This window comes from Acidicapsa acidisoli (genome assembly GCF_025685625.1).
Taxonomy (GTDB): domain Bacteria; phylum Acidobacteriota; class Terriglobia; order Terriglobales; family Acidobacteriaceae; genus Acidicapsa; species Acidicapsa acidisoli.
This window is the reverse complement of record NZ_JAGSYI010000002.1, coordinates 277,040-297,043: the sequence shown is the minus strand read 5'-3', so window position 1 is coordinate 297,043 and position 20,004 is coordinate 277,040. Positions and strand designations below refer to the sequence as shown.

Sequence of the window (20,004 nt, the reverse complement as noted above, 5' to 3'; positions counted from 1 at the left end):
AAACTTGCTGAAAATTAGGACTAGCTGGGTAATCGGCCGGCATTCCTGGCCCGCCAGGTTCCCTTTATATCGCCGCGGGCAACTTACTTTCTTCGTCTTCGTCACTATTTCGATTTGTGACGAATCGCAGGATGTGTTCGATCAAAGGCCAAGCTATACGGACGTACCCTTTCTTCTCCGCAACGACAAGATCCTGGACTGCGAATCTGCGATAACACGTTGCTCAAACGCATACGTCCAGTAGGCATCGCTGCTGATGCCTGGATCGATTGGTGGCGTCGATTCCATCGGACTTTGGGGGAAGTATGAGATGCGTTTTAAGAAGGCGAATTCTTTGTTGCGTCCCGTTGCTGATGGTAGTTCTATCGGAACTTATTACTGCCGCCAGCGCCCAGTTGTCTTCTGAGGCGCTAAAAGTCAATCGCCTTCAAATCAAAGCTGAACAGGGATCAGTGCGGGAAGAGGCCGAGCTTGCAGCCGCCTACTTCACAGGCAATGGCGTGGCAAAGGATCTTTCCCAAGCGGCTCGATGGTATGAGAAGGCGGCAGAGGGCGGCGATCCGCTGGCTCAAGTTCAGATCGGCTACTTCTATCAAGCTGGGATCGGCGTGCCCGTGGATTTAGTGCAAGCGGTCCATTGGTACGAGCTCTCGGCTGCCGCCGGAAACCCTCGGGGTATGGAGAACCTCGGAGTGGCATATATCAAGGGAATAGGCGTTCAGAAGAATCCGGAAATGGCGAGACATCTGTTCACTGAGGCATTTCATAAGGGATGCGGTTCCTGCGCCTCCTATCTCGGGCATATGTTCTACTTCGGTCTCGGTGTGCCGATGAACAAGGCGACTGCAGAAGACTGGTACAAATCGGGAACAAGAATGCATGATCCAATGGCAACTTACAACCTGGGATTGCTTTATTCCGAGAGCCAGGAACACGTTCACGATTTTGGTAAGGCAGCCAAGTTGTTCCGGACCTCTGTACAAGGCGGGTATGTGCCCGCAATGCACGCGCTGGGGCTGCTTCTCCTCAAACATCCGGATCTCGCAAAGTCATCGCGTGAGGCTCTTCCGCTCATTGAAACGGCTTCATACGCAGGGAACTGGCGATCTTCCATGGTACTTGGAATACTGGCACGAGATGGCAACGGTGTCACCGCGGACCCAAAGGTTGCTTACTACCATTTCCAGATCGCTGTGAGGCAAGGAGGGGAGGAAGCGCAGAAGCTGCTTGCCCACGACCTCAACGCTCTGGAAGCGAAATTAAGCGCGGATAAGCAGTCGTCCGTGAAATCTTCCGCCGATGCCTGGTATGAGCAGCACCATCTCACCCTGGTTCTGATTGGCAAAGATGTAAAGGGCACCCCTGCGTTTCCTGCTACCGCGATTGCGGCTGCTTCTCCCGGTTCTTACATTGGCGAACTAGTTTCCGCGACGGACTTTCGGAAAAATGCTGCAACATATCTCGATTTGAACTTGAGCCCTGAAGGAGATGAGAAACCTTAAGCAGAATGTCAGCCTACATTCAGTCTGCCGTTCATAGAAGCGCGCAATCCTGAGCGAACTTTCACTGGATCGCTGCGTCATGGAGATATTTGTGACGAATGAGCTCGATTGAGGGATGACTGGTTGGACGGACCGCACGCAAACGCAGCGAGGCGGGTCGAAAGCATGCCATCTCCGGGAACTCCGCCGATCGCTCTTGCGTATGGTTCCACGTCAATCAGAGATAAGCCCATACCGCCTGTTCTCACGGACGAAAGAAGGGAGTCCAAGCCCGTCACCTCCCGGGTTGCTGAAATGCTTCCATTGAATGGAGAGTTCATCCGGATGCATAATCTCATGTGCTGAAAGAAAGAGTTGAGGGACTTAAGCTGAAATTCCTCGAAAGACTCAAAAACCGTTCGCGACCGTTAATACTGCATCCGGCGGTCTTCGTGGGTGGTTTTATGTCGATCGGCCTGCTGTTTGCCTTGCAGGACTGGATCAGCGCACGGAACTGGAGGTACAAGGTCAGTGCGACTCTCTTGGTGGAGGCATGGGTCGTTCAGTATTTCCTTTGGGGAGCTATCTGCTGGTTGATTTGGCTCTGGCTGGGTCCGCGCATTCAACAAGGCCGGCTGTCCTGGATACTCACCTGCGTGCTTCCGCTCAGCATTTTTGTCAGCGTCGGCGAAGAGATGATCTGGGTTCTGATGTTTCCGACACTTCCGATTGGAAGCAGCGGATGGAGCTATCGGCGGCGGTTGGAATTTCATCTGAACGCAGAACTGATGGATAGCCTCGTGATCTTCTGGAGTTCGTTCCTGTTGATTCGGGGCGTCGGTTACTACCAAAAATATCGTGAGAAAGAGCGGTCATCTCAGCAACTTGAAGCGCAACTGGTGAATGCGCAGCTTCGCGCGCTTCGGATGCAGCTGAATCCGCACTTTCTGTTCAACACGCTCAATGGGATATCGAGCCTGATGCACACCGATATTGCGGCTGCCGACACCATGCTGGAACAATTGAGTTGCCTCTTGCGTATTACATTGGAGCGGGGCGACGCCCAATTGATCCCGCTCAGCGATGAAATGCAGTTCGTAGAGATGTATCTCGAATTGCAGAATAAGAGATTTTCGGGCCGCTTGCATCAAACGGTATCGGTCGATCCGGAGCTCTACGATACCCTCGTCCCGGCGATGATCTTGCAGCCGATCATCGAGAATGCCTTTACTCATGGTCTTTCCCGACTCGATAAAGATGGTTTGCTGGTGATCGAGGCACATCGTATACACAAACGCATCAAGCTTACGGTGCTCAATACTGGCGTAGGACTAAGTCCGGCTTCCTCCGAAGAGGCAGCCGGCAAAGGCGTAGGGCTCGCTAATGTGAAGAATCGGCTGGAATTGCACTACGGAAACGATCAACGGTTTCTCATGCGTGAAGTGACTCCAAATCGAGTACTTGTAACGATCACATTTCCGCTGCAGTTTGCAGTGGACAGTTCCAGTAAGTTAACAGGACTGGTGCGTGATGATACAGGCAGTGATTGCAGATGACGAGGTGCTGGCCAGGCAAAAGCTCCGACAGCTTCTGCGCGATGAACCCGAAGTGGACATTGTGGGCGAGAGTGCGACCGCCCGCGAAACGATCGAACTGGTTCGCTTGACGCAGCCGGATCTGCTCTTTCTTGATATACGCATGCCGGAAATGGACGGCTTCGACATCATCGGCGCACTTAATCCGGAACCTGGCTTTACTTCGCCGCGAATCATCTTCACGACCGCCTACGATACCTTTGCACTTCGTGCATTCGAGATTCATGCCGTGGATTATCTGCTGAAACCGTTTACCTTGGCACGTCTCCATTCAGCGCTCGAAAATGCGCGCCATCAGATCCAGCTAACAAAGCAATCTCCCGTGCGCGATGATGCAGCGAAGGCTACCAGTGATAAGTTCACCAAGCGCATTGTATTCAAGTCTCGCGGCAGAATCCTGTTTCTTCCACTCTCGGAGATCCGTTGGGTGGGAGCCGAAGAGAATTACGTCCGCATTTGTACCCAATCTGAGACGCATCTGCTGCGGGAGACGATGAGCCGGCTTGAGGAGCGGCTGGATCCGCAGATGTTTCTTCGCGTGCATCGTTCCTCGATTGTGAATCTTCAATACGTTAAGGAAATGCGAACCGATGCAGACGGAGAATGCACGGTCATTCTTGTCAATGGTCAAAAAATTGCCATGAGCCGCAGCTACCGGGCCCGCATACAGGAATGGCTGCATCGTTGAAGCTTTCGTTAATTCGTATCCCGTGGACTCTGTGCTAAACATCGAGACTTCTTTGGTCACGGCCATCTGACAGGTCATCCCAAAGTTGGTCCAATCGGTCACGAAGCGAATCCGGCCGGCTCCTTTGCGCGATAACATCCGAGCAGGTCGAGAAGGGGTGTTGTCTCCGAATGAGCACACAGCCGCAAATCGAGGAAGAGGTCATGCAGCGCTTCGCAGGTAATGCGCAGCGGCGCGCCGCCGGTCAATTGGATATCGCAATGCAGGCCACCATCAAAGGAGATGCGCGGCGCATTTTTACCGCACTGACCGTGCCGGAGTATAGAGAGGCGTGGATGTGCCCGCCAGATCCCAATCCTGGCTCATTTGTAACTGCTCAACAGGCAGCGGATCAATACCAGTTAGACTTCTATCGTTCCGGCGCTTTGCATGCAACCGTAACCGGACAATATCAAGTATGCAGGCGCCACCGATTGGATTTCACATGGCGGGATCATCGCATGCCGGATTGGCCGGAGAGCCACGTACGCGTTCATATCGACGGTCACTTCGAAAGCAGCCGCTTGACCCTTCTTCACTGCGGCATCTTCCGGGAAGACCATAGTCGCTGGCTTCATCGCATGTGGCTCGCCTCGCTCGATAAGCTTGCATCGCTCTTCTAGCTACGATGGTCGCGAAATTTTTGTTTAGCGTAGGCGCGATTCTGTCGTCACCAGTGGTGGTCGGCAATGCGATCTATTTTGGCAGCAGTGATGGCAATCTATACGCACTGATGCAGTCATTCGATGACCGGCAACGATCCTATGGAAGCCATCTTCACGCTCGCAACGCATATTTGCGTTGCAGGACTCAACTCCTGTTTCATTCTTATCGTGTGCGAGTATTATCGAAATGCGCTTCCTGGTCAAAAGACCAACCTATGCACTTCAAAATATGAATCCACATAGGTAAGCTTTGCCGCTATTCGAAAAAGTGGAGGCGATATCGGCTTTTCGATAACAAACATTACAGACTCAAAACTTTGCTCCCTCGACCCGACCTGTTCGTCCCTGCGAAACGCCATCGGTCACTTCTGATTTCTCCTGCGTGTGGTTGGCTAGATGTTTGCATCAACTCGCTCCGAGACTAAATCTGGAGGAGTTCAATGCGATCGGTTGATGATCACTTCCCGGCCTTTGTTGCAGCAGCCCCATCGTCTCCTCGGTGGAACCAGCGTCTAGAGAAAGTCAGGCACAGTCGTGGCTGGGTTCTAACGTTGGTGCTGATTTTCCTCGTCAGTGCGACCGCGTGGGCACAAGTGGACAGCGGAGAAATTGCGGGTACTGTCACCGATCAGTCTGGAGCTGTGGTCGCCGGGGCAATCGTTACGGCAAAGAACCTTGCGAGCAACTCCCAGCGCACTGCCCAAGCAACGGAAGCCGGGGCCTATTCGCTGATAGGCCTGGAGCCAGGCACTTATGATGTGTCCGTGACTGCCGGTCAATTCAAGCCATACAACGCCAAAGTGGAAGTTACCGTAGGCAGCCATGTCACGCTCGACGCCAAACTCTCAATCAACGGAAATACGGAAGAGGTGCAAGTGCTGGCTGAGGGTGGCGCAACAGTGAATACCCAGACCCAGGAGCTGTCACAGGTGGTCGACACTCAACAACTGGAGCAACTGCCAAGCCTGACGCGCAATCCATATGACTTTGTGGTGCTTTCAGGCAACGTAAGCAACGGAGACAACACTACGAATAGCTTCGACAGTAGTCAAAATGTGTTTAGCCGCGGCGTTGGCTATACGGTGAATGGACAGCGTGAGACAGGCACCGAGATTCTGCTCGATGGAGTCGAAAATATCAGTGTATTTTCGGAAACCGTAGGAGAGCAGATCCCTATCGATTCCGTGCAGGAATACAACGTGGTTACAAACAATTTTGCCGCAGAATACGGTCGCGCATCTGGTGGAATCGTAAATCTTAGCACTAAGTCAGGTACCAATCAGTTACATGGTTCGGCCTGGGAGTACAATCGTTTGTCAGCTTATACGGCAAACACCTACCAGAACGACGCCTCGGGAATTCCGAAGGGCATATACACGCGGAACCAGTTTGGATTTCAGGCTGGTGGGCCTATCTTCAAAAACAAGCTCTTCCTGTTTGAGAGCACCGAATGGACGCATGTTCGTAGCGCGGCAGCGGAGTCTGAATTGATTCCTACACCGCAGTTTCTAGCGTATACAGCGCCGAATGTTCAGTCCTACTTCAGCGCCTTCGGCAGCACTCCCTATGCCATTAGCAGCACTCTGGATCAAGCGGATCTCGGAGTGACCCTTCCGGGTGTACCCGCCTCCACGCCAATTCTTGGGCAAGTCAACTTTCTTACCAGTGCAGACGCGGGTGGCGATCTTCCACAGAACACTTATCGGCTGCTTGGGCGTATCGATTACACGCGAGGCTCCAACACGCAAATGTTTTTCCGCTTTGGCCAGGAGAGCACGAATCAGTTTCCGGGCACGGTCTTTTATGGTCCCTATCCCCAATACAATCTCGGTGGTGCTGTTTCCAACGACAGCGCCTTGTACTCCATCAGCCACAGCTTCACTCCGGCAATCTTCAGCAGCAGCAAAATCAGTTTCAATCGGCTGGAGAACCCCTATACTTACGACCCGGCGCAGCAGAATGTGCCGGAGTTGATTGTGGGTGGCGCGACCGCTGGTGGCCTCCAGATTGTTTTTCCAGGATTGGCAAACACGATGTCGTCCGGATCGGCTGGAGGTCTGCCTTACGGCGGACCGCAAAACACAATCCAATTGGAAGAAGACTTGTCCTGGACCAAGGGCAGACACTCCATGCGTTTCGGCGGGCAGTCGACGTACATTCAGATGAACATTGGCTACGGCGCTTATGCACAAGCGATCGAGTTTCTTCAGACCGGATTGCAACCAGGATTTCAGGCCATGTTGACTGGGAGTTTGCAGTTCTACCAGGCCGCAGTCAATCCGCAGGGTAAACTTCCGTGCACGCAGAATCCTGACGGAAGCCTGAACTCAACACCGTCGTGTGATGTGACCACGCCGGTAGGTTCGCCAAGCTTCGCCCGCAGCGACCGCTATAAGGACTGGGCCACATATGCGCAGGACAGCTTCAGGGTCACGCCGCGGCTCACCCTGAACTATGGCGTGCGCTACGAACACTACGGCGTGCAGCACAATAACAACCAGAGCCTCGACTCGAACTTTTACTATGGCCCAGGTTCGAATCTGTTTCAACAGATCGCATCGGGCCAGGTTCAGATCGCTCCGCAAAGTAGCATAGGGCAGCTATGGGCTCCCCGATGGGGAACGGTGTCGCCACGCGTGGGCTTTGCCTATGACGTCTTCGGAAACGGCGAAACAAGCATTCGTGGCGGATTTGGCATCAGTTACGAGCGAAACTTCGGAAACATCACATTCAATACGATTCAAAATGTGCCGAACTACGGCGTGCTGCAGATCTTTTCGACCGCCAGCAACCCCGTTGCGGTGACCAACAGCAATCTCGGTCCGCTTGGATCGACAGGGTTGACGGTACCTCTACCGCCCACAGAACTGAGAAATGTGAACCAGAACATCAATGTCGCGCAGACGCAGTTTTGGAGTCTCGCTGTGCAGCGTCAGTTAGCTCGGAATTCCCTCGTCGAGTTGTCCTACAGCGGAGCGCACGGCGTTCATCTTTACGACATCACAGCAGGTAATTCCATTGGGGGCGCCCAGGCGTATCTCGGTGCCCAGATCGACTGCCCAGGCACCGGGACCGTGTGTCTCACGCGGCCCAACGATCAATATGCTGCCATCAATGTTCGCGGTAGTGGAGGGCAAAGCACATATGACTCGCTGAACGTCAAATATCAGGCGCAAAACCTGCACCAGAGCGGCCTAAGCATCATTGGGAACTACACTTGGTCGCACTCACTTGACGACCTAAGCTCGACTTTTTCCGATAGCTCACAGGGAGGTTCCGGCTATATCGGCAACCTCGGCTACCTGGACCCGAACAACCCCATGCTCGACTGGGCGAGTTCCGATTATGACGTCACCAATCGGATCGTTCTGTCACCCATCTGGCAAACGCCCTGGTTCAAGCAGGGCCCTGGTATCTTGACCGAAACGGCTGGCGGCTGGACCATTTCTGGAATCTTTACCGCACGCAGTGGAACACCGTTTTCAGCCTATGACTTCACATATAACGAAAATGCATATTCAGGCGTGCCTAGAGTGGTGCCGGTCACTCCGATCACCCAGCATAAGCCGGGCACAGCAATGAATGTCGGAGTGAATCAATTTCAGATCATGACCATCCCCGGTGCGAATGACCTGGCGCCCTTTAACCCTGCACTCGGCATTTCAGACTTTGGCCCCTTCCCGACCACCATGTCAGGCCGGAATATCTTCCGCGGCCCGGGTGCGTGGAACTCAGATGTGTCGGTCGCGAAGAAATTCAAATTTACCGAAAGAATGGATCTCGAGTTTCGTGCTGAAGCCTTCGATGTCTTCAACCATCACAATCTCTATGTAAACGAATCGGCTTTGAGCGTACAGAACACGCCGGGCACGATCGGGCCACCACTCCCGGTGATCGCGGAGAAAGGCGGCCTCAACAGCATCGCGCTGGGCGGGAACCATGACGAGCGTCGCTTTGGGCAGTTTTCATTGCGGCTTGATTTCTGAGCTGAGATAAGAATCCAAGCAAGCGGCAAAGGCGGGGAGCTTTCGGGCTCCCCGCTCACTTGAGTGACAACGCTCTTACGCAGAAACTTACCGCTGCCGGACGATGATGCGCTGCTTGTTGCCGACCTTCTCGAATAGGGGAAGTCAGATTCAGCATGGCGGTAGTTCTCGCCTCGCCCAACAAGGACGACGATTATTCGGTCGTGTATCGAATCTCGAGTGTGCGGATGCGATAGCAGGAGTAGATCAGCACAACCGCGATCAACATGAGCAACCCCATCGCCGCAGCCCAGGCGGATACGGGTTCGGTCTCAACCGTCAGGAGTGCGAAGATACCTTCCGCGGCGACGTTGACCGGCATTAAGTGGCGAAGGTAGGAAGCGACACTGAGCTTCTGCAGCAGAGAAGGCAGAACGGGGTTAATCGCTTCCCAACCCAGCACAAGCATCGCAGCCGGAGTTGGGTTTCTAAACATCATGCTCAGGAGAAGGAAGACTGCGCCGTATCCAAGGCAGGCGAGGGCGATGATAGCGAGATAGGCCTGTAACTGGCCAAGGCCCGGGCCATTGAAGATGTAATCATGTCCGGCTGTTCCAAAGGCGGTGTACGTCAGAACGAAATCGGCAAGGATGGCAGAGCCAAATAGGAGCAATGCGCTGATCGATCCGGCTGCGAATTTAGCTAAAAGTAAGACCTCACGCCGCACTGGAGACAGAAGGTAGAAGTGCAGGCTGCGCTCGATCATCTCCCCGCGAATCAATCGCGAAAAGATGCCGAGGCAGCCGAAGAAGACTCCCAGTCGGATGTAATAGAACTGAACGATGCCTGCCAGTATTACGGTGTCTTCGCTCATTGAGAATTGAGAATGCCGGTCGATCAGTACGTGGATCAGGATGATGAGCGTCGGAACAAAAGCGAGAAAGTAAATCCAGCTTGCTCTCCACGAGAAGAGATTTCTTCTCACTTCAATGCTCGTCAGGCGCTGCGCCTGTATCCACCACAAGCCCCAGGGTTGTTGCAGGAAATCCTTGCGAAGATTGGCCATGGTTTTTGGCATCAGGAGGCGCTCCCATCTGAGCCGATCAGGTATTGATAGATGGCATTGGCGTCGTCGTCGGCCGGCGCGACGGCGTCGATCTTGATCAGTCCCTCTGCCGCGATGCCGTTGAGCATGGAGTAGAACTGGTCGATATCTCCGGTGCGAAGAAAGACGCCTTTACCATCGGCATGCACCCGGGCTTCAACGCAATGATTGACGGCAAACATCCTCGATGCGAGCAGTTCAGGTTGGTTGCAGCGGATAAGAACCTGCATGGGTTTGTCGCGTACTTCCTTGCGGACCTGATGAATGTTGCCTTGCGCGATCAGGTATCCGCCGGTGATCAGAACGACTCGATCCGAGATGCGGTCGACCTCATCGAGAATATGGCTTGAGATCAAAAGATGCATCCCTTGCCGGCCAAGTTCTTCGAAGAGCGCGATGGATTCGGCGCGGGCCATGGGGTCCAATCCGTTGAGAGGCTCGTCGAGAACGAGAACTCTGGGATGGTGCGCAATGGATTGGGCGAGCCGGATCTTCTGACGCATGCCCTTGCTGTAGCCCGCAATCTGCCGGCCCGCTGCATCGCCAAGGTGAACACGTTCGAGGGCCTCCATCGTCAGGCGGAAGGCGTCAGCCTCGCTCATACCGTGGAGCAGCAGGCTGTCGTTAACAAACTCCCATCCGGCAAGACCGCGGGGGAAGGTATCGAACTGAGTACAATAGCCCACGTTGCGAAAGAACTCCGTCGCATTGCCCGGAGAAAGTCCCAATACCGATATGTGTCCGCTCGATGGTTGAACCAATCCTGTCATGAGGTTCATGAGCGTTGTCTTTCCCGATCCGTTGGGTCCGACGAGAGTCGTGATCCCTGGAGGAATGCTCAGCGTGATTCTGTTTACGCCGAGAACTTCGCCGTAGAACTTGGATACATCCTCGAAAATGATCCGATCGTTGATGCCAGCCATCTCATTCATCCTCTGACCACCTCACGAGCGCGGATCCGTGCGTTCAGCATGGCCACGCAGAGCAGGCAAGCCAGGACAAGCACCGTCACGATAGCTGCCGTCGGCAGCGAAGAGGCGCTTCGCATAGACTCGGGCGCGCCGAGGAGCCGCTGCCAGAGGACCGACATCGTAACGGGGACGTTGAGCAGCAAACCCCACTGAGTGCGCAATACCGCGCTTACGATGGCTCCCACGCCAGCCGGCACAAAGATTGCGGCGAAGATAATGCCCGTAGCAAAAATCCGCCACTTTACCCAGGACGAAAGAGCCAGTCCGAGGATGGAAAGAAATGCAATCCAGATTACCGCGCCGACAAAAACTCCGCCCGCAATGTGAAGATTTGCTGCCGTCCACGGTTGCGGCGAAGAGTAACACTGGTACGCAAAGAGCATCAGACACGGAACCCAGGTCACGGCAGAGAGAGAGGTGAACATCGCCATGAATTTACCGAATACATAGCCGGGGCGCGAGATGGGATGACTCAGCAGAATGGGCAGCGCGTTATCGGCAAGGTCGAAGGAGATCAACCGGGGCGCGACCCAGGCAGTCAAGACCAACGCGATCCATGATTGGATCTGGAGTGTGGTGAGAAAGAAGCTGGCGTCGACCGTCAGCACGCGGGATGAGTTCTTGAGTATGAGAAGTTGAGCGATTGGATTGTTCGCAAGGTAGATCCCTACCAGAAATACGATGAAGGGCAAGAGCGAGAGTGTGAAGAGCGCGACCGTGATCTTTGAGGACCACGCCTCCGCGAAGCCATAGCGCGCGAGCACGTACACTCGCATCCACAATGGAGTCACTGGACCGGTATAGGCGCGATAGTTGTTTTTATACACTGACATGTGTTGGCCGCCCCGCTTCGTTGTCCATCGCTCTTAGAAAAATGTCCTCGAGGGAGTCGCGCCGCTGGTTCATGCGACGGATCTGAACTCCCTGTTCGGATGCAATAACGTAGAGATCTCGCACCTCGATTCCATCCGGGATCACAAGCTTGATCCTGCCGCCCGGAAAGCACGCGCATTCACAGCCAAGCCCTCGAATGCTAACCGAGAATTGTTCGGTCGCTCCCACAGTTTCGAGTTCCATGAAGCTGCGATTGGAGCGACGCTCGGCTTCGATATTACAGAGGGCGGCGATGCGCCCGTTCTTGAGAATGAGTACTTCGTCGCAGGTTTCATCAATATCCCTCAGTAGATGCGAAGAGATGAGCAGTCGAACGCTTCCTTCTTTGCGGATATCCTTGAGCAGTTGAATCATGCGCTGGCGGGCGATGGGATCGAGACCGTTCGTGGGTTCGTCAAGGATGAGCAACTTAGGACCGTGCGCCAACGCCTGGGCCAGCTTGATGAGCTGTTTCATTCCCAGTGAGTAGGAGTTGACCTTGCGGTACCGCACCTCGCCAAGGCCCACATAGAAGAGAGCCTCGTGAGCGCGCTCGAGCGCCGCGCCTGAGGGCAGGCCCGCGAGCTCGGCCATGTAGCGGACAAATCGAACGCCGGTCATGTTTCCGATGAAGGAATCGTTCTCAGGCATGTACCCTATCGCGCCGCGGATCTGCGCCCGGTCCCGATGCGCATCGAGCCCCAGGACCCGGGCAGTTCCCTTGGAGGGCCGATGAAAACCCAACAGCGTGTTGATCAGCGTAGATTTGCCAGCGCCGTTGGGGCCAAGCAGTCCGATGGCATGCCCCTGCAACTCTCCCGTGAGTCCATTCAGCACGGTGCGAGTCCCCAATCGGACCTCTAATCCATCGAGATCAATGATGCCCATGTCACTCTCTTACGCTTACTGCGGTGTGGTTGTTCCCGGAATGCATCAAAGTTCCGAGTGTCAAAAAGTCAAAGCCAAAAAGATGACTATCGCTGGCTGCTTCGATCCGGCTGTCTCTGCCCCAGGCGCAGATCGCGGTAGGTCTGGCATCAGCCGCCAGTTGCCTGACTGCAACCGCTGTTTCTCCACTGACTTGAGAGAGCAGCGGTGTCATCACTGGCCCCAGATTCTGGTAGACAATTGCAGAATAGTTCTCATTCTGGTCCTTCGGAAGCACGGCCTTGAATGCATCCGAGTGAGCAAGGGTTTGGCCGCTCGCCTGTGTTTGCAACGCCTCGATCAATAGAGCGCGATTAGGCGCTACGATCATATAGCCGTCTGCAAAGGTATATTGTGCGACAGTACGACCCAGGGTCAGATCGCGGAGGGCATAGAAGCGCTGACCGCCGGCCTCGCTCGATTCGATAGCGATGGAGTGTGCTCCTTTGTCATGGCTCAGATTGCTTACCGACTGTGCCAGTCGCTCTAGCGTACTCTCCAGCCGTTCCGAGTCGCGGACTTCGATCACTGCCTTCCATGAAGGTGTTGGCAGTACCGGGCCGTCAAGCGACACTAGAAATTCACCTCCGAGATTGGCCGCCAGGTCATCGCGGAAATTGATCTGCAGCTTGGCCTCCGCTTCCTCCAGCTTCTCCTTCTGCGCCTCGTCTGGCATGGCCATGGCGAGGATGTCATCGGCGACGGTCTTGGGGTCTTTCGAAAGCAGTGCCGCAACAATAGCTGCATTGGGTGTCACAAAGTTGAGAGAACCCATTGGGGCGGGTGTTGCGAGCCATGAAGCGACGCGTTGCCGTGTTCCGGAGAATTGCAGATTCAGATGATTTTCAGGCACACCGTTGGATTCGCGATGCTCGGCAATCAGATACTGCACGTCCTCCATTCCGCTATTTTCGATTGCTACCTGATTCGTATGTTGGGCGCGAATCAGATTGGGCCGGTTGGCTATCATCTGATGAAGATCCGCTGCGAGAATCACTCCGGCGCCGCGGCTATAAGCTGCCGCGATCTGTTGCCCGAATTGCCCCGCCGCAAAGCCGCTGGCTCCTGCATTCAATTGCGCGTTGATCTGCTTCAACGTCGCGACGCTGTTGGAGAAGACTGCCTCATGCTGTCGAATCACGGCAAATCCACCGGGCTGTGCCTTCGATGCCACGGGAGCCGCATCCAGTGCCTTTTCGTCGAAGACAACGAGCCCCCGAGTCGAACCTGAAAACGGCGGCTGCGTTCTCAGAAAATCATCAAGGCCGCTCTTTCGCACATCGGCAACGATGGCAAATCCAGGTTTGTCGGTTTGTTTGACTCCGACGACGACAACTTCATCGCCCAGATACTGACTCATCTGATGAAGCTTGTCGACCAATGAGTCCAAATCCGCAGTTGGGTCCGCAGCGTTGGCGGCGTGTCCGCGATCCCACCATTGCTGCAGTGCTGGGCTCTGCTTCAATTGATCCTGGAAGACCTTGTTTGCCTCGTTCAAGTAGTCGCCCAGGTTTGGGATGCTGATATACAACAGGGTGTCGGCGGGAACCCGTTCCAGCAGATCGCTGGTATACCGAAGCTGTGGATAGGGAATTGCTTCGAGCCGCCGCTGGAGTGAAGAAAACTGCGCCAACAATGGGAGGTACTTATCGAGATCGTGGCTCCATGCGATCTGCTGCGCAATCTGATCCGTGCCTGGCGCGAGGCTCACTGTATCGTAGGTAGCCTTTTGATCGCCGGCATGCATGAGCGTGTCCACGCCGGCATGCATCATCTGAACAGACCCCTGCAGCACCGCTACGCGTGAGCCTTTGATTCCAGAGTCGACAGAGAAGACTGTGCCCGTGACCGCGACGCGGCAATCGGGAGTCTTCACATATAAGTGGCCAGAGTCGCGTTTGGCAGCCTGCACGATGACTGCTCCGTTATCGAGCGAGACGGTCATATTATGCCCTCTCGCGCCCATTTTCAGAACACTGCGCTCGTTGACTTCGACCGTTGATCCATCCGAGAGCCGAAGAACCGCGTGAGCTCCGCCACTGGTACGCAGATGCTCGCCTTCTGTCAGCTTGTCGCCGGGAGAGAGTTGACGATCACCTGCATCGGAAATGCGATAGGCAGAGCCATCGATCGATAGCACCTCCGCTCGAACACCAGGCGGAACCTGCCAATACGCCTTGTAAACGAAGAACGAGCAAACCAGGACAGCACAAACGGGAGCCAGCGCCCAGCCAAAGACCCGCGGACGCCAGACGATTGCGCGGGCTGCTTTAGGCGCAGACCAGTCAACCGCCGCGGCTCCGGATTCGCTTTTAGCGTGTCGAAAGCAGGAACCACAGTCACGCAAGTGAGCCTCAATCATGAGCGCGCGCGTGTTGGAGAGCGTTCCGGCCCGGTAGGACTTAAGAAGCTGCCGCACGTCCTCGCAGTTCCCAATGGCCGCGACCCCTAAGTCGTCAACGGAGTCCACCATCGCATTCAAACCTATGCGGCTGGCCACTCGCCTCGCGGAAGCCACTACTTGAGCAGCATCGGGTTCATCGGCCTGAAGCGCCTGTACAGCAGTTCTCAGCAGCGTCTCATCGTGTCGTTTCATCGTCGTCTCTCCTGATGCAACTCCTGGAGCCGTTTCTTCAATCTCGATCGCGCATGATGGAGCGTTACAGCGACAACCGCCTGCGAAGTCCCCATCAACACCGCGATCTCGCGATTGCCCAACTCTTCCAGGTACCGCAAAGTGAACATTTCGGCCGCTCGCGGAGCCAATTCGCCAATCGCGACCCTTAGCCAGCCGCCCAACTCCCTGTCGGAGGCCTCGGCTTCCGGAGAGCTGCCCTTCCCAATGGAAGCTATTCCCGCTGCGCCCTCCAGCGGCTCTGTAAGAGCAGTCTTGCGCCGCCGCAGCAGGTCGAGCGCTCCGTTGATAGCGGCGCGGTACAGGTAGCTGCGCGCGTTCGCAACCGGCGGACCATTGACGTCCGCCATACGCAGGAAGACAGCCTGTGCAACATCCTCCGCATCGGCCATGCTGCCCGTGATGCGATAGGCAGCAGTGAGAACGCGCCGATAGTGCTCTCGAAACAAGTGCGAGAGCTGCTCCCGGTTTTCTGTGAACGGCATGATTGCGCTGCCGACGGCCACTGGCTCACCTTTTTCACTGTTCATAGAGATGACGCTTCAACTGGACGATTATTAATCCAGTTCCGAATTAGTTACGGAAGATGAGCGTTCGATGTTCAACAAATCAGGAAAAAGGGAAGAGAACGTGCTGCACTGCGGAAGTAAAAAACCGATCTACTTCGGTGCTTGGCATTGGAATCGGGCACTCTTTCTATTTCTCAATCACTGCCAGGACCCCGAGCCGACAAATCCAGCCCAGTACCATGGATGTGTACTGAGGCCTTGCGCCCTCCGGTCCGCCAGAAGTTTTTGAGATGCGTTCCAGATGGAGTCGGCGGTCGTAGCGGCGCGGCCGAAACGCTGCGCGTAAAGCTCATGCATGAAGCGGCGGCTCATATCATCGTCGACTGGCCACAAGGTCATGATGACGCTTCGGGCCCCAGCTACGCGGAATGCGCGTTGCAATCCGAGCACACCCTCCCCGTCATGCACCTCGCCAGCGCCTGTGTTGCACGCCGACAGCACCGCCCAACTCACGCCGCTCAGGTCCATTGAGGCGATCTCCTGCGCGGTGAGAATGGAACTCTCCCGCTTCGCGTTTGCCCCGGCGAAGACAAGCCCCGAGTGCAACAGCGGGTTGCCGTCTCCGCAGGACTGCGAGAGAAGAAAGGCATGCGTAGCCACGTGCAACACCTTTCCTCGCACAGATTCGCGGAGAAAACCTTCGCGGGTAGCATCAACTCCAAGCAACTGGGCAGCAACACCGGTTTGGTTCGCTGCCTGCCATTGTGCGGAGATATCTCGCACTTCTGCCGCTGACTCTGGCAACGGATGAAACTGCGCTTGCTTGAACTGTTCGCAGGAAAGCGCCGCGCTGCGGGTCGTCTCGGCAGCAAGTTGCTGTCCATCGGAATCACCTGCCATATTGAACGCCGGATCGCCGATCGCGACGAGTCCGGACTTTGTTGAACGCACCTCTTCCGGGATCAGATCGCGTTCGCTTGAAAGCGTGTGAATCACTGCGCCATGATCCAGCCAGTAGCCGTCTCCGTCGGGAAATGCAGCGAAGGGAATCAGATTCAATTCGCCGTCCGGAACTACAAGCAATAGCCTTGCGCTGCCAAACTCCGGCCGAATCGGGTCCCACACCTTGACTCGCAATGCTTCTGCCGCCTCGCGAAAAGCCCGTTCGTTGCGTTTTCCGCCGAGATTCCCGGACTGAATTTCGGCATCCACGGTCTTACGGGCCGTTTCGATCAGGGGGTCGATTTCGCTTGCATCTCCCAGGTCAAAGATGCGCAATCTACCGGAGTCGGGATGAAAGATAACAGCCGCGTAGGCGGTGGTCTTGCCGCCCAACGGATCCACCGCCTCGACTTTGGATCGCCCAAAGCGCACGTACGACACCAGCACCGAATCCTTTGGAGTGTTGCGCCGCACATCCTCCAGATCGACGGCCGCCACCCGTTCCTCGCTGCGAAAGGCTGCGCTTTTCTGCGCAATCGCTGCCTCAGCGCGCTCCATCTTGTCGGTGGCCTGAGCGATAGTTTCCGGTGTGGCTTCCTTGCTCCTGGTGCTTTGTTCCAGTTTCAGCAATGCCGCCCGCGCCTCATCGAGATCTTTCAACAGTCGCGTCAACTCCGGGTCATAGCTCTGGTTGAGGTTCTTCTGACGGCGGGCCATCTCATCGGCAACCAAGGCGCGAGAGCGGATGATTTCCTGGTAAACCTCAGGGGTAAACATTGCCGGGTGCTTCGCCGTCACCGATATCGTCAAGTCTAGGCCTTTGGCTCGCAGCTTCTCGAAGGTCAGCGCCTGACGCTCGGGAAGGGTGCGCGCGACCAGAACAAAACTCTCCCTGCTCAGCCTCGATGCGATCAGCCCCTGCTGCATTGCCAGTACCAGGCTGCCTCCCGAGGCAAGCGAGCGTGCGTAGGTGGAATGGATTTGCGCAGCGTCCATTCCGGACGGCTTTGCGTGTGTTAGAACCTTGTCGTAGTAACTCCATGAAAGGTCGAACTTACCGCTTCGTCCGTACAGCGCAGCTAGATTGCTCTCTGTATTAATCACGAGAGGAGCATCGTCACCGTAAAGCTTGCTCGATAGGTCTATAGATTTGAAGAGATGCGGAATGGCTTTTTCAAATTGGCCGTTTTGCGAATACGATGACCCGAGATTGTTCTCAATGATGCTCAGGTGCGGATCGTTGGGAGCCTTTTGATAGGCGTACGCCAGAGCCTCCTCCAGCGCCGCAATTGCGCTCGGATGATCGCCAATCTTGTCATATGCGCTTGCCAGATTGGAAAGCGAGCCGACCAGTTCAAATGGGTCTTCGCTCTTGACCTTGCGATTTGTCGCCACCGCTGTCCGATACGCACGCAGGGAACACGCAAAGTCTCCCAGTGCGTCGCATACGCTTCCGAGAGTCTCGGCTGCATCGGCGTAGTCCGAGGTATCGGGAAAGATCTGCGCGCTCAGATCCAAAGATTTTTCCGCATAAGGTCTGGCTTCGCCGGGCCGGTCGAAAACCACCAGCACCTCAGCCAGTTCTCCGATAGCGGCAGCATATTGAGCGCTGTGCGTGCCAGGACCGGCCTCGGAAATCGCGACTTCGCGCTGAACAAGTGCCATGGTTTCGTCGGTCACCAGACGCGCATCGAGTTGAAGCCCGATCAGATTTTCCAGCGCGTCGCAAATCTCCACGGTGTTGCCTGGATGCGCAGCTTCCGCTGCTTTGAGATCAGTCCGAGCCTTCTCGATTGCGTCCATCCCCGCAGGTTTGACAGGCGCAACGTCAGTGGCGGACGTAGAACTCAGCTTTGCCGCTCCGCCGGATGTGGGCGCCGCAGTCTGGGCGCAGCAGCAGGGAAGCAAGACAAGAATCGCGAGAAATAAGATGAATCCGGAAATCGTATTTCGATCTGTATCTTGTAACATAGGTCGTTCGTAGCAGCTATCGTCGGGATTTTCAAGGAGTTTCTTGTCCCTCATCGGGAGCGCTGTGTGCTGTCGCGGTCAAGCGCTAATTCCTGTTTTTGCGCCCTTTCTTCGTAGTCACCGTGCAGTGCGATGGTCTGGTTGAGCGATTTCCTGGCTCCAACGGAATCTCCGTCCAGCATCCGCGTCTGTGCGAGAAAATATTGAGCCGTCTCCAGTTGCGGCGTGTCGCCGGCGGCGATAACGGCAGAGAAGCTCGTTTGTGCGTCGCCCAGCGTTCGCTCCTTGAATTGGCATAGTCCGGTATAGAGTCTGGCCGCCACTCCATCCGCTGCCCCGACCGGTACTCTTGCGAGGTTAGAGAGCGCGTCTGCGCAATCTCCCTTCGAATAGGCCTGCATTCCGGTCAAGAACTCTTCGTGATCCGCAATGGGCGGTTCCTCACCGCGTAACTGCGGCTGCTGGTATTCCGGCAAACGCAAGTCCGCCAGTGCCGCTATCTCGGAGTTCTGTGGCGGGGCCGCGAGCTTACCGCTCTTGTTGGCCGCGATTGCGTCATCGACCGGATTGGTTTGTTCGTCTTTCGAAGAAGCGGGGGCAGCGTGAGACGGTGCAATCGCAGCTGCTCCAACGGTTGCCTTGGGAACTACGTGCTGAGCACGCTGAACGCCGATCAGTGCAGCTACAACGACCAGGGAAGCGGCTATCGAACCCAAAACCGCCAGAGGAACCGGAAACGCAAGGAGGCGCGCACCCAGCGTCCGAGCCGGCGCGACCGGCCTGGATTCCTGCTCGGGTGTCGCAATCTGCACCGGCTCTCGAGCCAGAGATTCTCGAATGGCCTGCAGGGCCAGCACTTGTCCATGGCACAGGTCGCAGGAAAAGTAGTGGTTTTCAAAGCTCTCCGCGTCCGATTCGCTAAGTTCGCCGGTGAGGTACAGCATCCCCATTTCCTCAGCCGGACCACCGCTGCATTGGGTCATCTGCGTTCTCCTGTCTGTCTGTGGTCGACGTGCGGAGTTTGTGACTGTCGGCGCACAAATTCCATGACCCGGCGGGTAGCGCGCAACTTCCGCTGGCGCACGACATCCGGACTCAATCCCAGTCTCTCGGCAATGACTCCAGGCTTCAAATCCTCAACCAGCGTCATCTGCAGGATCGAGCGGTCAAGATCATTCAAGGTTGCAATCGCCTGATGTGCCACCTGCCGCCGCTCTTCGGACGTCTCCGAATCCAGAGGATTTCCTCTGGATGTGTCGGCAATTTCCTCCGGAAGCTCTTCCTGCATCGGCTTCCTGCTTTGGCTGCGAAAGTGGTTGTTGAGTACATTGCGGGCGATTCCCGCCACGAAGGCGGGCAGCCGCTCCGCGTCCCGCAACTGCCCCTTGCGCAGGGCGCACAACGCCTCGATCATCACATCCTGCTGAAGATCCATCGCCAGCTCAGGGTTACGTGACCGGACGATCAACAGCGTGCGCACCTTAGGCATATAGCGCAAGACAAATGCGCTTTCCGACGCAATATGCCCGGCGGCAATCGCAGCGACCAGCGCTCTGTCCTGGTATTCCGTTGCTTCTGACGCGGAATATCCGCTCATCGTGTTATCGCCATCCTGTAAATGACCTTGTCACGTCGCGT

The 20,004-nt window shown here is 55.7% G+C and carries 14 protein-coding genes; 5 read left to right on the top strand and 9 right to left on the bottom strand.

Features of this window, described 5'->3' with window-relative positions:
- Positions 1–353 precede the first annotated feature (353 nt).
- The 5 genes from OHL23_RS11285 (at position 354) to OHL23_RS11265 (ending at position 8,454) form a co-directional block, all read left to right on the top strand.
- Complete coding sequence (locus OHL23_RS11285; RefSeq protein WP_263351985.1) at positions 354–1,502, top strand: tetratricopeptide repeat protein; 1,149 nt, start codon at positions 354–356, stop codon at positions 1,500–1,502.
- 431 nt (positions 1,503–1,933) lie between these two features.
- A complete protein-coding gene (locus OHL23_RS11280; protein WP_263351984.1) occupies positions 1,934–3,037 on the top strand; it encodes a sensor histidine kinase in 1,104 nt (367 codons plus the stop codon).
- Positions 3,012–3,764, top strand: coding sequence for a LytR/AlgR family response regulator transcription factor (locus OHL23_RS11275; RefSeq protein ID WP_263353224.1), 753 nt, complete (start codon positions 3,012–3,014; stop codon positions 3,762–3,764). The genes OHL23_RS11280 and OHL23_RS11275 overlap by 26 nt, the downstream gene beginning before the upstream one ends.
- Positions 3,765–3,934: 170 nt before the next feature.
- A complete protein-coding gene (locus OHL23_RS11270; protein WP_263351983.1) occupies positions 3,935–4,426 on the top strand; it encodes an SRPBCC family protein in 492 nt (163 codons plus the stop codon).
- 482 nt (positions 4,427–4,908) lie between these two features.
- Positions 4,909–8,454, top strand: coding sequence for a TonB-dependent receptor (locus tag OHL23_RS11265; RefSeq protein WP_263351982.1), 3,546 nt, complete (start codon positions 4,909–4,911; stop codon positions 8,452–8,454).
- 193 nt (positions 8,455–8,647) lie between these two features.
- Here OHL23_RS11265 and OHL23_RS11260 read toward each other — a convergent pair whose 3' ends face one another.
- From OHL23_RS11260 to OHL23_RS11220, 9 genes are all read right to left on the bottom strand, one after another.
- Positions 8,648–9,511 (bottom strand): ABC transporter permease family protein, encoded by an 864-nt coding sequence (locus tag OHL23_RS11260; RefSeq protein WP_263351981.1) that lies wholly within the window; start codon positions 9,509–9,511, stop codon positions 8,648–8,650.
- Entirely contained in the window at positions 9,511–10,470 is a 960-nt protein-coding gene (locus tag OHL23_RS11255; protein ID WP_263351980.1) for an ABC transporter ATP-binding protein, read from the bottom strand. The genes OHL23_RS11260 and OHL23_RS11255 overlap by 1 nt, the downstream gene beginning before the upstream one ends.
- Positions 10,467–11,342 (bottom strand): hypothetical protein, encoded by an 876-nt coding sequence (locus OHL23_RS11250; protein ID WP_263351979.1) that lies wholly within the window; start codon positions 11,340–11,342, stop codon positions 10,467–10,469. The genes OHL23_RS11255 and OHL23_RS11250 overlap by 4 nt, the downstream gene beginning before the upstream one ends.
- The gene (locus OHL23_RS11245; protein WP_263351978.1) at positions 11,329–12,270 is read right to left on the bottom strand and encodes an ABC transporter ATP-binding protein; all 942 of its coding nucleotides are present in this window, start codon (positions 12,268–12,270) and stop codon (positions 11,329–11,331) included. Before OHL23_RS11245 ends, OHL23_RS11250 begins: the two co-directional genes overlap by 14 nt.
- A gap of 1 nt (position 12,271) precedes the next feature.
- Positions 12,272–14,905: a FecR domain-containing protein gene (locus tag OHL23_RS11240; protein ID WP_263351977.1), complete on the bottom strand. Its 2,634-nt coding sequence runs from the start codon at positions 14,903–14,905 to the stop codon at positions 12,272–12,274.
- Positions 14,902–15,474 carry an RNA polymerase sigma factor gene (locus tag OHL23_RS11235; protein ID WP_263351976.1) on the bottom strand — a complete coding sequence of 191 codons (573 nt, stop codon included), beginning with the start codon at positions 15,472–15,474 and terminating at the stop codon, positions 14,902–14,904. Before OHL23_RS11235 ends, OHL23_RS11240 begins: the two co-directional genes overlap by 4 nt.
- Before the next feature lie 177 nt (positions 15,475–15,651).
- Positions 15,652–18,366: a CHAT domain-containing tetratricopeptide repeat protein gene (locus OHL23_RS11230; protein WP_263351975.1), complete on the bottom strand. Its 2,715-nt coding sequence runs from the start codon at positions 18,364–18,366 to the stop codon at positions 15,652–15,654.
- A 50-nt stretch (positions 18,367–18,416) separates the two neighbouring features.
- The gene (locus tag OHL23_RS11225) at positions 18,417–19,349 is read right to left on the bottom strand and encodes a hypothetical protein (RefSeq protein ID WP_263351974.1); all 933 of its coding nucleotides are present in this window, start codon (positions 19,347–19,349) and stop codon (positions 18,417–18,419) included.
- Positions 19,346–19,963, bottom strand: a complete 618-nt coding sequence (locus tag OHL23_RS11220; RefSeq protein ID WP_263351973.1) for an RNA polymerase sigma factor — start codon at positions 19,961–19,963, stop codon at positions 19,346–19,348. Before OHL23_RS11220 ends, OHL23_RS11225 begins: the two co-directional genes overlap by 4 nt.
- Between the last annotated feature and the right edge of the window lie 41 nt (positions 19,964–20,004).

Bases quoted from the DNA above. Each gene is read 5' to 3' on its own strand.
- OHL23_RS11255 (WP_263351980.1), bottom strand. From the start codon at position 10,470: ATGAATGAGATGGCTGGCATCAACGATCGGATCATTTTCGAGGATGTA.
- OHL23_RS11260 (WP_263351981.1), bottom strand. From the start codon at position 9,511: ATGCCAAAAACCATGGCCAATCTTCGCAAGGATTTCCTGCAACAACCC.
- OHL23_RS11245 (WP_263351978.1), bottom strand. From the start codon at position 12,270: ATGGGCATCATTGATCTCGATGGATTAGAGGTCCGATTGGGGACTCGC.
- OHL23_RS11220 (WP_263351973.1), bottom strand. From the start codon at position 19,963: ATGAGCGGATATTCCGCGTCAGAAGCAACGGAATACCAGGACAGAGCG.
- OHL23_RS11275 (WP_263353224.1), top strand. From the start codon at position 3,012: ATGATACAGGCAGTGATTGCAGATGACGAGGTGCTGGCCAGGCAAAAG.
- OHL23_RS11270 (WP_263351983.1), top strand. From the start codon at position 3,935: ATGAGCACACAGCCGCAAATCGAGGAAGAGGTCATGCAGCGCTTCGCA.
- OHL23_RS11265 (WP_263351982.1), top strand. From the start codon at position 4,909: ATGCGATCGGTTGATGATCACTTCCCGGCCTTTGTTGCAGCAGCCCCA.
- OHL23_RS11235 (WP_263351976.1), bottom strand. From the start codon at position 15,474: ATGAACAGTGAAAAAGGTGAGCCAGTGGCCGTCGGCAGCGCAATCATG.
- OHL23_RS11225 (WP_263351974.1), bottom strand. From the start codon at position 19,349: ATGACCCAATGCAGCGGTGGTCCGGCTGAGGAAATGGGGATGCTGTAC.
- OHL23_RS11230 (WP_263351975.1), bottom strand. From the start codon at position 18,366: ATGTTACAAGATACAGATCGAAATACGATTTCCGGATTCATCTTATTT.
- OHL23_RS11285 (WP_263351985.1), top strand. From the start codon at position 354: ATGGTAGTTCTATCGGAACTTATTACTGCCGCCAGCGCCCAGTTGTCT.
- OHL23_RS11240 (WP_263351977.1), bottom strand. From the start codon at position 14,905: ATGAAACGACACGATGAGACGCTGCTGAGAACTGCTGTACAGGCGCTT.
- OHL23_RS11250 (WP_263351979.1), bottom strand. From the start codon at position 11,342: ATGTCAGTGTATAAAAACAACTATCGCGCCTATACCGGTCCAGTGACT.